A 12,128-nucleotide genomic window follows, 5' to 3' on the forward strand; every position below is an offset into this window, starting at 1 on the left:
GTCCGGGCGAACGGGATCGCCACGCTACGGGTAGTGCGGCGACGCGGTCGTGTAGGCGAGCTGGAAGCCGTTGTCGGCCGGTGCCCCGGTCGACGTGTAGCAGGCCAGGTACATGAGGACGTCGTCCTTGGCGCCGTAGTCGTTGCGCAGCACCGTGGTGCAGTATCCACCGCCGGTGGCCGTCAGGTGGGCGTAGCTGGTCAGGTAGCCGACCGACAGGTGCAGCGTGTAGCGGCCGGTCGCGGTGCGCGTCACGGTCGCCGACCCCGGCCGGGACATCCACGACCGGGTGATCGTCGGCGCGCCCGCGCCGGGTGCGTCGGCGACGGTCAGTTGCACCGCGTGCGGGACCCGTCCGTCGTCGAGCATGCTCTGTCGGCCGGTGTGGCTCAGTACGAAGGCGGTGTCGGCCGGCGCGCCGGTGTGCGTGGTGCAGGCCACCGACGCGGTGCCGGCGGACAGGCCGGCGACCGCGCAGTGCCGGGGCGCCGTGCCGATCGGCGAGACCTGCACGGACTCCGTGTCCGCCGCGACCGCCACCGCGTAGCGGCCGGTGCCGGTACGGGTCACCGGGCCGGTGTTCTGCCGGGACGCGGCGGCGGGGAGTTGGCGCGCGGCGGTCGGGTCGCCGGCGTGCACGTAGCCGCGCGAACCCGTCTGGCCGTATGGGCCGTTGCGGTCGCCGGCGAGGAACAGTCCGGTGAACGGGACGTCGGCGGGGTTGCCGGCGCGGTTGAAGCAGGCGACCTCGATCCTCTCGTCGGTACCGTCCGGCCACCACCGGACGGGCTGGCAGGACACGCCGTTCGCGGCGTAGTCGGACGCCCCGACCTGGGCGATGCCGCCGGGGGCGCCGCTGTCGGGCAGGATCACCACATGCCGGCCGACACCGGTGTGCGTGACCCGTACCGTCTTGACGGCGGGCGGGTTGCCGAGCCGCCACGCGCCGTAGGTCCAGTTCGGCTCGTGGCTGTCCGGGCGTTGCGGGGACGGCGACAGTTCGCGCGTGCTGCCGATCGCGTCGTCGGCGTAGCGAACCTGCCAAAAGCCCCAGGCCGCCGGAACCGGGGCGCTGCTCGCGCCGTCGCCACCGCCGCCCGGTGCGGTGCCGCCGGTGCCCGGTGTGCTGCCCGCCCGGCCCTGGTCGGGGCCGGGGCCGGAACCGGGGCCGGAACCGGAACCGGTTTCGCCGGGAACCGCGCCCGGCCGACCGGCGCCGGTGTCCGCATCGCCCGGGGGCGTCGCGCCGCCGGGCGCGGAGGTGTCGCCGGGAAGCGGTGGCCCCGAGGCGTCCGTCGGGGCGAGGCTCGCGGGCGGAATGCCGTCCGCCGCCGGGTTCGCCGCCGGATCCGGAGCCGCGCCGCCGGGGGCCGCCGAAGAGCCGGGGGACGGCCGGGCGGACGGCGTGTGCGCGGAGTCGGGCGCCACGGCCAACAACGTCAGTGCGGCCGCCGCGACCAGGGCGACGACCGTGCCGCCGACGCGGACCGCCATGGGGTTGTCGGTGGCGAGCCGGGAGGCGGTGCTCACCGCCGGGGCGACGCCGGGAACGCGCAACAACTGCTGCAGCACCGCGTCGCGTACGGCGCGCGTGCCGGTGACCAGCGGCCGGGCGACGGCCTCCAGGCCCGGGCGTACGATCCGCGCGATCTCGCCGAACCGGCCCGGATCGGCCGGTGCGGGCGCCGCGGCGACCGCGGACGCGACCACCTCCGGAGTGACGCCGGACGCCGGCGAGGCCGCCCCGGCCATGGTCGCGGGCGCGGCTTCGGCCGCGGCGGGGCGACCCGTCCACCAGGCCACGGCCGCGCGGCGCCGCTCGTCCTCGTCCGTGCCCTGTCGGGCCGCCGCCAACGCCAGGCCCGGGCCGAGCACCCAGGTGCGTTCCAGGACGGCGTCCTTGGCCACGGCGGAGCACCGCTCACACGTCTTCGCGTGCGTCCCGAGCGCGCGATACTCCGCGCGGGTCGGAACCAGTGCGGAGCCGGCCTGTTCGGCGACGAACAACCGTGCGAGCCCGGGGACTTGGGCGGCCTCGGAGCAGGCGCGCACCGAGCGGGCCGCCGCCAACAGCCCCACCCGCTCGCGCACCTTCTTCAGACCGCGGCTGAGTTCGCGGTCGACCTTGACCCGTGGCCACCCCAGATGGGCGGCGAGTTCCGCGCCCCGGACCAGGCGCATCTCGGCGAGCGTGTGATCCAGGTGCGCGCTCACCACGGCGCGTTGGGTCTTCGACAGCGCGTCGGTGGCGGTGTAGAGCGCGGCGAACGCCTGGGTCTTGCCGTACGCGTGGCCGAGATCGGTGCCGACCGTGACCGCCCCCGAGGCGACCGCGTTCCGCACGTCCGGCGCGGCGTCCTCCTCGACGGGTCGGCCGGCGGCACGTCGCCGCGCCGTCAGCTCCGCCTTCCACAGGTTTCTGGCGATGCCCCACAACCACCGGTCGACGCCCCGGCGCGGCTTCAGGTCGCGGGCGATGCCGTCGAGCGCGCGGACGAACACCTCGCTGACGAAGTCGTCGGCCTCGGCCGCCGAGGGCAGATTCGCCCGGAACCAGCGGACCAGCACGTCGTGGTGACGCTCGTACAACGCGATCCGGGCGTCCTCGTCCCCGTCACGCAACCGCTGCCACATGTCGTCCGCACCCGGATCCGCACCCGAACCCGCATCCGCATCCGCATCCGCATCCGCATCCGCATCCGCATCCGAGCCTGGGTCCCAATCCGAACCCGCCATCGAACCCGCGCCCGAACCCGGGCTCGGATCCGCTGTCGGACTCGGAACCGGGACCGAACTCCAGGCCGAACCAGGCTCCGTGCCGAGCGACTCGGTGTTCTCGGCCGGCGGCGCGGCCGGTTCGTCGGGGACCTCCGGCGACCGCCGATCCGACGGCAGGTCTCCGGGCAGGTCCGATCGGGTCTGTGTCATGGCACCCTCCGCAACGGCAACGCGGCTCTGTCACCCGGAACGTGGGCCGAGGGGCGCGGATCTCTCCACTTTCCGCGCGACCAATTATCCAACAACGAACGGGCGTTGGTCCGGGAAAGCGCGTATCGGCGCACAGCGCAGGAAATCGGCGCTCGAAAAATGGAGAGATCTCGCCGCTCCCGGCCACATCCCCGGTGATCGGCCACACCCGTGGCCGCGCACCGGCCCGCACCGGCCCGCACCGGCCCGCACCGGCCCGCACTGGTGCACACCGGTGCACACCAGCACGCACCGAAGGACTCCCGTCATGCGCGAGCACTCGCACCACTTCCTCGTGGCGAGGCAACTCGTCCTGTTCGTCGGCCCGTTCGTCGTCGCTCTGATCGCCCTGCGGGTCCGCTACCTGCGCAGGTCGGGCATCCGTACGACCGGCACCTCGGTATCCACCCGACTTGAGTGCCGCACCCGGCCAAGCTCCGACCCCGACCGCACCCGCGACGACGTCTACTACGTGCACGTGACCACCGTCGCCTACACCGACCACAACCGTGTTCCGCACCGCTGCACGGTCGAGGGCCGCCACCGCCCCGGCTCCCCGGTTCCGCTGATCTACCCTCCCCGCAGGCCGCACCGCGCCCAAGCCGCGTCCGCGGCCTCCTACGGCCGAGTCGTCGTCGCGATCCTGACCTACGCGATCCTGTTGGCAGGTCTCACCTACGCGGCGCACCAAGTCGGCGACCAAATCGACGACTTCTGCACACCCCTCACCCCCGAGGCCCGCTCATTCCACGACTGCCCCTGAAAGCGTCGCCGAGGCGTCCGCCACGGAACACCGGCCCCACGCGACGGCCTCGATGTCGGTGGGCATCACGTGATGGCCGGCGCGACGCGCCGAGGACCGACCCCGGTCGCGACTCGATGGGGCGCGTTCGCTTCCGGGCCGGCGCTCGGGAGCCGCCCGACCGACACTCGACACATGGACATCCTGCGGACACACGGCTCGCTGTCGCTGCCGGGCCGAGGCGAGATCGAGGTCACCCTCGACCTGTACGACCCACCGCTCACCGACGACGTGCTCCCGCGCGGGTGGACCGCGACCATCGCCGACGGTCCCCCGCTCACCGTCGGCGAGCACGGCCTGCTGTACCTCGACGCCCAACGCTCGGCCATCGCCAACCCGTTCGTCGTGGCCATGAGCACCGCCGGGATCAGCCGGATCCGGGGAGTCACGGACGCTTGACGGCTCCCGCCGACTCGTGGGGTCGTGAACCTTTTCGCCCGCACCGCCGACTTACCCGGCACAACGGTGCGGCAAGGAGGTGCGGTGGCCGGGGACAAGCACAGCGAACTGCTGGTGGTGCGATGCCAACTCGGGGAACGAGAGGCATTCACCGAACTGGTGGAGACATGGCACGGCCCGCTGTGGCGATATCTGCGGGGCATGGTCGAGTCGGCGCCGGTCGCGGACGATCTCGCCCAGGAGGCCTGGGTCGGTGTCGTCCGAGGACTGCCCCGCCTGAGACAGCCCGATCGTTTCGCCCCGTGGCTGTTCACCATCGGGCGCCGCGTCGTGGCGAACCACCTGCGGCAGACGTACTCCGCGCGGGAGACGACCGCGCCCGAAGCCGACGAAGCGACCGGGTGCAAGGACGACGACTTTCCGGCGGGCGTCCTGGACCGGATCGAGATCCGCGGCGGCCTGGAGCGGATGCCGCCGATCGAGCGCGAAGTACTGATCATGTTCCACCTCCAGGACCTGCCCCTGGCCGCGTGCGCCGCCGTACTCGACGTCCCGCTCGGCACGGTCAAGAGCCGACTCTCCCGCGCACGTCGCATGTTGCGGGACATCCTCACCGAGAGGGGATTCCAGGCGTGAACAAGAATCCGAACGAGAGCCCGAACGAGCACGAGCACGACGGGCAGGACCGGTACGCCTCCCACGACCGCCCCCCGGCGATCCCCGTCCCGGAAGCCCTCGAACGCACCATCACCGCCGAGACCTCGCTGCGCGCCCGGATGCTCCACGTCGCCGTGGGCCTGGCGGGCGGCTGCGGGGCCGCGTTCGTCGCCCTGCTGTGGGCCACCGAGCCGGGCACCCTCCCGGTCCGTACCCGGATCGCCTTCGGCGCACTGATCGCGGTGGGCTCCGCGTGGGCCGCCTTCGCCGCCTGGGCGCTCGCCGAACGCCGTCCGCTCTACGGCCGCGACCAAGTACTCGCGGCCTCGATCGCCCTCGCCGCGACCACCGCGACCACCGCCCTGGGCACCGCGGTCGCCGCCGCACGCGGCACCGCGACCGCGACCGCCGCGACGGCGCTGACCGGCGCCACCCTGGTCGTCGCGTCGGCGCTACTGCTGGCCAGAGCGCGAGGCCGACGCCGACGGCTCCTGCGGCTACGCGACGAACTGCGCGCGAAGAGCGCGTGACCGGTCCCTCGGCCGCGTGGCGCCCGGGCACCTGCGGAAGGCGGGGCGCGGGCGTCCGTCAGCCGGCGGCGTCGGTCGTCGCGAGTTCGGTGATCGCCTTGTGCAGCCGACTCTCGCGGGTCGCGGCGGTGCGCGCGGTGATCAGCTTCAGGATCACCGCGTACCGCTGCGTCCGGCCCAGTTCCTCGAACGCCCGTGCGGCCCGCGGGTTCTCCGCCAGGGCGGCGGCCAGATCGGGCGGGACGACGGCGTCGCGCTGCGACTCGTACGCCGCCTCCCACCGTCCGTCGGCCTTCGCCGCCTCGACCTCGGCCAGCCCGGCGGGCCGCATCCGCCCGGCCGCGCTCAGCTCCTCGACCTTGGCCACATTGACCTGCGACCACCGGCTGCGCGGTCGGCGCGGGACGTACTTCTGCAGGTAGTAGTCGTCGTCGTAGGACTTGCGCTGCCCCGAGATCCAGCCGTAGCAAAGGCCGACGTCGACCGCCTCGTCACTGGTCAGCGACGGGATGCCGGAACCCTTCTTCGCCATCTTCAGCCACACCCCGACCGCCAGTTCGACGTGCGTGTCCAACCAGGCCTCGAACTCCGCGACATCACGGAACACGATCACCTCGGCTTCCTCGAAAGCGGGTCCCGTGGACACACGCGGCTCCTCCGTCCGGCGAGGATCGCCCAGTGCGCTCCCCCGAGACGGCCCAAGATAGCGAGGCGGCGGCATCCGTACGTGCCGCCCGACACCCGATTTCGCCCGGCGCGGCGAAGGCGAGCCCCGGCGCGGCTCCCGCGATCGGGGCGCCCGGTCAGCGGACGTCGGTGCGCGACGCGGTCACCGCCACCGCGGTGTAGCGCATCGTGAAGCCCTCTCCCGACGCGTCGACGACGGCTCCGACAGCCGCCGACAACGCCTCCATCTCGGCCGCCGGGAGCCGGGTGTGGTCGCCGGTGGTGGGCAGTTGGTCCAGCCACTCGGTCCGGGTGTAGCGCCGTTCCCAGTCGAAGTGCCACTGCTCCGGCTCGTCGTAACCGCCCGCCGCGCGTATCCCGGCCTCGGCCCCGGCGCACAGCGCCGTGTGTCCGACCGATCCGCTCGCCCATCGCCGTGCCGCGAGCGAGTCGGGCAACATCCGGCGATAGACCTCGGCGAAGGCTTCCGCGATCTCGGGGGGCGGTTGTTCCACGTTCCAGAACAGGGCGAGCCGCCCGCCGGGCCGCAGCGCCTCGGCCGCCTTCACCGCTCCCGCCACCGGGTCCACCCAGTGCCAGGTCTGCGCGGCGACGACCGCGTCGAACGCTCGCCCGGCCGGGTCCCAGTCCTCGAACGCGGCCACCTCGACGTCGAGTCCGCGCCCGCGCGCCCACGCGGCCATCCGCGCGTCGACCTCGACACCGAGCACATCGCAGCCGGCCGCCCGGAACTGCCGGGCCGCGATGCCGGTGCCGATGCCGACATCGAGGACGGCGGGCCCGGGCGCGGCGGCCACGATCCGCGCCACGAGGGCGTCCGGGTAGCGGGGCCGGGCCCGGTCGTAGCGTTCGGGATCCACGCCGAACGACTCGGCCATCCGGCGGTGCCGGTGGGGCGGGGCTTCGGAACCGGGGGCTCGCTCGGGCCCCGATGGCATAGTGGGCATGCGCCCACTATGAATGGGCAAATGCCCACTCGTCAACGCAGGCGGCCCGCGCGCGAGAGAATCGGCGGAATCGACACGGCACGAAGAGACGGCGCGAAAAGCCCGCGCGGGAGCACGCGAACAGAGCGCGCGAGGGAACCGCGCGAACAGACCGCGACGGCACGAACAGACGGCAACGGAAAGAGGCGATGCACGGTGCCCACCGGAACGGCCATCCGCGACGCGCGCGAGCAGTTGTTCGACGCCGCCGAGCGCGTCCTGCTCCGCGCCGGCCCCAGCGCGCTGACCAGCCGCGCGGTCACCACCGAGGCGGGCTGCGCCAAGGGCGTCCTGCACCGGCACTTCACCGACTTCGACGCCTTCCTGGCCGACCTGGTACTGGACCGCATCGCCCGCATCGACGGCCGAGCCGACGTCCTGCGCGAGGGGGCCGGTACCGGGACCGTCGCCGACAACGTCACCGGCGCGCTGACCGGCCTGTTCGAATCGGTGGCCGTCGCCATCGTCGGCCTCGTCACCTCCCGCGACGACCTGCGCACCCGCCTCCGCCGCAGCACCCCGACCGGCATCCCGGTCCTGACGGAGGCCACCGCCATGCTCGCCTCGTACCTCACCGCCGAACGCGACCTCGGCCGCATCGCCGCCGACGCCGACATCGACACGCTCGCCCCCACCCTGATCGGCACCGGCCACATGCTCTTCGCCGACCGCAACGGCACCCCGCCGACACCCGAAGCCGTCCACAGGATCGTCACCTCTCTCCTCGCCCCCACCCTCCGGGAGCCCCGGGCCTGAGCCGTCCCTCCGTATCCGAATCCGAACCGGTACCGTCGGTGTTCGGTGGATCGGCCTCGGTGTGTCGTCCGCGACGCGTGGGCACCACACCGGCAGCAGCACACCGGCGTCGGCGGGGCCATGCGCCGGCGGGGATCCAGGACACGGAGTCGCCGTTGTTGTTCACACACGACGTACTGGTCAAGATCGCGTCCGGCGACGTCGACCTCGCCTTCCGCCGTTGGCGCACGCCCGCCGTGCGCCTCGGCAGCACGCTGCGCACCGAGGTCGGCGTGCTGGAGGTCGACGAGGTCGCGGCCGTATCGGAGGCGAGTGTCACCGACCGGGACGCGCAACGCGCCGGCTACGCCACCAGAGCGGAAGTGCTGGCCCACCAGCGCCCCGGCGAGGACCGGCAGTTGTACCGGATCGGCCTGCGCTTCGTCGGCGCCGACCCACGGGTGAGCCTGCGCTCGGACACCGACCTGTCGGCGAAGGACCTCGACGAGATCGTCGAGGGACTGCGCCGCCTGGACGCCCGAAGCGGCCACGGGCCGTGGACCACCGCGATGTTGGAACTGATCGACGCGAACCCCGCGGTACGCGCCGCCGACCTGGCCGCCGGCGTCGACCGGGAGAAGCTCCCCTTCAAGGTGGATGTCCGCAAACTCAAGGAACGCGGCCTCACCGAAAGCCTGGACGTCGGCTACCGACTCTCGCCACGCGGCCGCCTGGTCCTCGACCACATCCGCCGAAGCAACCCGGCCTGACCCGGGAAGCCCCCGAGCCGACCACTCGGACGACAGCGCGCGAACACCGCCGCCCCGAGGCCGAAGCGCCCGCAACTCCGCCTGCGCGCGATTGCCGCGTCCACCGCCGGGTCGACGGGCCGGACACCGTCCACCGGCGGGGAGCCGGCCGTCCTCGGCGCGAGCACGACCGGTAGTCGGTGCCCTCACGTGCACGCCGCACGCTCCGTACCCGTACCCGTACCCGTACGCGTGACGCGCGTCGGCACGCCCGGGGTCGACGAGACGGAGCGGGCCATCGCGGGCGGGAGACCGAACCGAGCCTCCGAACCGCGCACATCGCAGCCCACGACAGGTCACCCGTCGCCCGCCGCGGGTGGCAGGGCGCACCACGTCCGCGCCACGTCCCGCATCCCGCATCCCACGGAACCCGTTCACCTCCGGATCCGTCCCAACTGCGTTGCCTCGCCCGTCCGTTCCTCTCGTCCCGGCCAAGGAGCGTTCATGACCATCCTGGGCACCCGCCTCCACCGCACCGTCGGCGTCGGCGTCGGCGTCGGCGTCGAAGAGCCGCCGGTCGATCCGTGCACACCGGATGAGGATCCACACGCGCATGGGGTGCGCCGTCTGTTGGGTCGACTCGTGGGAGTCGTCCTCGTGTCGGGCGCCCTGGTCGTCGGGACGTTCACGATCGTGCGGGTGATGCCGGGGGACCCGGCCGTGCTCGTCGCGGGGCGGAACGCGGATTCCGCGCGAACCGAACAGGTACGGCACGAGCTGGGGTTGGACAAGTCGCCGGTCGCGCAGTTCGGCGACTACGTGTCCGGGCTGCCGTCCGGCGATCTGGGCACCTCGTTCCGCACTGGCGAGCCGGTGACCGATGTGCTCACACAACGGCTGCCGCGTGCCGTCGAGTCGGCGCTGCCCGTGGTGTCGGTACTGCCCGTGGTCGCCGTGCCACTCGGGATCGCGGTGGCGGCCCGCCGCCGGAGTGGGCGCCGACGCGGCCTGGACCGCGCCCTCACCGCCGGCATCGCGGTGTCGGGCGGCGCGGTGATCGCGGAGAGCGTGTCCGCGTGGCCCGGGCTCGGCTCGTGCCTGGTCGAGGCGATCCTCGACCGCGACTATCCGGTGGTCCAGGGCGCGGTGTTGGCGCTCGGCCTCCTGGCCTGCCTGGCCGCCCTCGCGATCGAGCTGCTGCTCGCGTCGACGGCCCCGCGCACACCCGCCTGAAGGTGCTCGGGCCCGCTCGCCGGCGTCGCGGCGACCGCGTACCGCGTACCGCGTACCGCGTACCGCACGTCGAACGCGCGAAGGCGGTGGCGGTGAAGGATGTGGATCCCTCACCGCCACCGCCGGCCGACCGACCGGTGCGCTCGACGCCCCGCGGGTCAGTCGTGTTCGAGAGCGATCCGCGGCAGTGCGCGGTCCAACGGGCGCGGGAGCCACCACGCCCGGGCGCCGAACAGGCGCATCACCGCGGGCACGATCAGGCAGCGGATCACCAGCGCGTCGAGCAGGATCGCGACCGCCAGGCCGAGGCCGAACTGCTGCAGCATGCGGTCCTCGCTCAGGACGAAGGCGCCGAAGACCACGATCATGATGGCCGCCGCCGCGGTGATCACCTTGCCGGTGGTAGCCAGACCCTCGCGGACCGCGTGCCCGGCGTCCCGGGTGCGCTGCCACTCCTCGTGGACCCGGGCGAGCAGGAAGACCTCGTAGTCCATCGAGAGTCCGAACACGATCGCGAAGATCATCACCGGGATGAACGCCTCGATCGGGCCCTCCTGCACACCGAACATGCCGTGTTGGAACACCAGCGTGATCACGCCCATCGCGGCACCGATGCTGAGCAGGTTGAGCAGCGCGGCCTTCAGCGGCACCAGGATCGACCGGAAGACCAGCAGGAGCAGCACGAACGACAGACCCACCACGATCGCCACGAACAGCGGCAGTCGGTCGGCGACCTTGGCCGCGAAGTCCTCGACGGCGGCCGTACCGCCGCCGACCAGGACGGTGGCGCCGGTGCCGCGTTCCACGCCCGGCATGACGTCCTCGCGCAGGTGCTCGACCAGCCTGGTGGTCGCCTCGTCCTGGGGTGCGGACTTCGGATAGGCGATCACCGTGGACACGCGCGGGTCGCCCGACGGCAGGACCGGGCTCACCGCCGCGATCCCGGGAGTGCCTTCGAGCGTGCTCCTGGCCTGCTCCGCCGCGCCGGCCTCACCCTCGACGACCACGAACAGCGGCCCGTTGAAGCCGGGCCCGAACCCGTCCGCGAGCAGGTCGTACGCCTGCCGACTGGTCTTGGCGGCCGCGTCGTTGCCGGCGTCGGCGAAACCCAGGCGCATGTCGACCGCGGGTGCGGCCAGGCCGACCAGCGCGACGACCGGGACGATCAGCGCGAGCCACGGACGGCGCTGGACCAGGGCGGCCCAGGAGCGCCACCGGGTGCCCTCGACAACCTTGCTCTTGGCCGCGCGGCGCTCGACGTTGCGCCGGATGCGCTTGCCGAACAGGCCGAGCAGCGCGGGCAGCAGGGTCAGCGACGCGAGCATGGTCATCAGTACGGTCAGCGCGACGGCGAGCGCCACGCCGCGCAGCGAGCCCAGGCCCAGCGTGACCAGGCCCAGCAGTGCGATGATCACCGTGCAGGCGGCGAAGAACACGGTGCGACCCGCGGTGTCCAGGGCGCGTCGGGTGGCCTGTTCGGCGTCCGCGCCGCGCAGCAGTTCGGCGCGGTAGCGGGAGAAGATGAGCAGTGCGTAGTCCACCCCGACGCCCAGGCCCACCAGCATCATCACCGGCGGCGTGAAGTCGGCGATGTTGGCCAGGTGCGAGGCGAGCACGACCAGGCCGAGCGTGCTGCCCACCGCGAAGATGGCGGTCAGCAGCGGTACGGCGGCGGCCACGAGCGAACCGAACAGGAACACCAGGATCACCAGCGCGCCCAGCATGCCCGCGCCCTCGGCCGCACCGCCGCCGCCCTCCTGGGCGCCGCGGATCTGATCACCGCCGAGTTCGACCCGCAGCGTCGCCTCGCGCGTCTCGGCGGCCCGCGCGGTATCGATGATCCCGGTCACCGCGTCCTTGGGCACGTCCGTGCCGACGCCGTCCAGGGTGACCGTGGCGTACGCGGTCAGTCCGTCCCGCGAGACGGCGTTCACGTCGTCGTACGGACTGCGCACCTCCGCCACGTGTGGGAGGTCGCGCACCGCGCCGAGCATGCGCTCGACCCGCTCCCGGGTGGCGGGCGTCGACACCGGCACCTTGTCGTGCAGGACGATCTGTACGCTGTCGCCGGCCTGGGTGGCGCCGTGCCGCTTCAGGGTGTCGGACGCCTGTTGCGACTCGGTGCCCGGGAGCGAGAAGTCGTTGTGGTAGTCGCTGCCGATCGCCATCGCGATGCCGCTGACCGCGATCAGCACCGCGACCCACGCCAGCAGGGCCGCCTTGCGACGCCGGTGGGCCCAGCCCGCGATGCGCTCGAACACGCTCGGGCGGTCGGTGCGTCGCGCTGACGGGGGGCCGGCGTCGACGCCGGGCGGGGGGTAGGAAATCGGGGTCTCGGGCATTGCTTCCTCGATCCGCAGGAGAGGCTTGGGGACGTGGTGTC

Annotated in this window: 11 protein-coding genes; 7 read left to right on the forward strand and 4 right to left on the reverse strand. The window is 73.1% G+C overall.

The window, feature by feature from the left end; translation table 11 throughout:
- Nucleotides 1-24 precede the first annotated feature (24 nt).
- Complete coding sequence (locus tag ACWCPW_RS18690) at nucleotides 25-2,634, reverse strand: sigma factor (protein WP_449762670.1); 2,610 nt, start codon at nucleotides 2,632-2,634, stop codon at nucleotides 25-27.
- A gap of 601 nt (nucleotides 2,635-3,235) precedes the next feature.
- Between ACWCPW_RS18690 and ACWCPW_RS18695 the strand changes: the two genes are divergently transcribed.
- From ACWCPW_RS18695 to ACWCPW_RS18710, 4 genes are all read left to right on the forward strand, one after another.
- Nucleotides 3,236-3,730, forward strand: coding sequence for a hypothetical protein (locus tag ACWCPW_RS18695; protein ID WP_449762671.1), 495 nt, complete (start codon nucleotides 3,236-3,238; stop codon nucleotides 3,728-3,730).
- A gap of 174 nt (nucleotides 3,731-3,904) precedes the next feature.
- On the forward strand, nucleotides 3,905-4,168 hold the full coding sequence (locus ACWCPW_RS18700) for a hypothetical protein (protein ID WP_449762672.1): 264 nt from the start codon (nucleotides 3,905-3,907) through the stop codon (nucleotides 4,166-4,168).
- A gap of 84 nt (nucleotides 4,169-4,252) precedes the next feature.
- The gene (locus tag ACWCPW_RS18705) at nucleotides 4,253-4,804 is read left to right on the forward strand and encodes an RNA polymerase sigma factor (RefSeq protein ID WP_449762673.1); all 552 of its coding nucleotides are present in this window, start codon (nucleotides 4,253-4,255) and stop codon (nucleotides 4,802-4,804) included.
- Complete coding sequence (locus ACWCPW_RS18710; RefSeq protein WP_449762674.1) at nucleotides 4,801-5,355, forward strand: transmembrane transport protein; 555 nt, start codon at nucleotides 4,801-4,803, stop codon at nucleotides 5,353-5,355. Before ACWCPW_RS18705 ends, ACWCPW_RS18710 begins: the two co-directional genes overlap by 4 nt.
- A gap of 58 nt (nucleotides 5,356-5,413) precedes the next feature.
- On the opposite strand, the gene ACWCPW_RS18715 is transcribed toward ACWCPW_RS18710, so the two are convergent.
- Both ACWCPW_RS18715 and ACWCPW_RS18720 read right to left on the reverse strand, forming a co-directional pair.
- A complete protein-coding gene (locus ACWCPW_RS18715) occupies nucleotides 5,414-6,001 on the reverse strand; it encodes a YdeI/OmpD-associated family protein (protein ID WP_449762675.1) in 588 nt (195 codons plus the stop codon).
- Between the two features lie 157 nt (nucleotides 6,002-6,158).
- The gene (locus ACWCPW_RS18720) at nucleotides 6,159-6,989 is read right to left on the reverse strand and encodes a class I SAM-dependent methyltransferase (protein WP_449762676.1); all 831 of its coding nucleotides are present in this window, start codon (nucleotides 6,987-6,989) and stop codon (nucleotides 6,159-6,161) included.
- A 195-nt stretch (nucleotides 6,990-7,184) separates the two neighbouring features.
- Between ACWCPW_RS18720 and ACWCPW_RS18725 the strand changes: the two genes are divergently transcribed.
- The 3 genes from ACWCPW_RS18725 to ACWCPW_RS18735 all read left to right on the forward strand — a co-directional run bounded on the left by ACWCPW_RS18725 (nucleotide 7,185) and on the right by ACWCPW_RS18735 (nucleotide 9,745).
- Nucleotides 7,185-7,784, forward strand: coding sequence for a TetR/AcrR family transcriptional regulator (locus tag ACWCPW_RS18725; protein WP_449762677.1), 600 nt, complete (start codon nucleotides 7,185-7,187; stop codon nucleotides 7,782-7,784).
- Between the two features lie 155 nt (nucleotides 7,785-7,939).
- On the forward strand, nucleotides 7,940-8,533 hold the full coding sequence (locus ACWCPW_RS18730) for a hypothetical protein (protein ID WP_449762678.1): 594 nt from the start codon (nucleotides 7,940-7,942) through the stop codon (nucleotides 8,531-8,533).
- 483 nt (nucleotides 8,534-9,016) lie between these two features.
- The gene (locus tag ACWCPW_RS18735) at nucleotides 9,017-9,745 is read left to right on the forward strand and encodes an ABC transporter permease subunit (protein WP_449762679.1); all 729 of its coding nucleotides are present in this window, start codon (nucleotides 9,017-9,019) and stop codon (nucleotides 9,743-9,745) included.
- 158 nt (nucleotides 9,746-9,903) lie between these two features.
- Here ACWCPW_RS18735 and ACWCPW_RS18740 read toward each other — a convergent pair whose 3' ends face one another.
- The gene (locus ACWCPW_RS18740; protein ID WP_449762680.1) at nucleotides 9,904-12,087 is read right to left on the reverse strand and encodes an MMPL family transporter; all 2,184 of its coding nucleotides are present in this window, start codon (nucleotides 12,085-12,087) and stop codon (nucleotides 9,904-9,906) included.
- Nucleotides 12,088-12,128: the final 41 nt, after the last annotated feature.

The organism is Embleya sp. NPDC001921, from assembly GCF_053594475.1.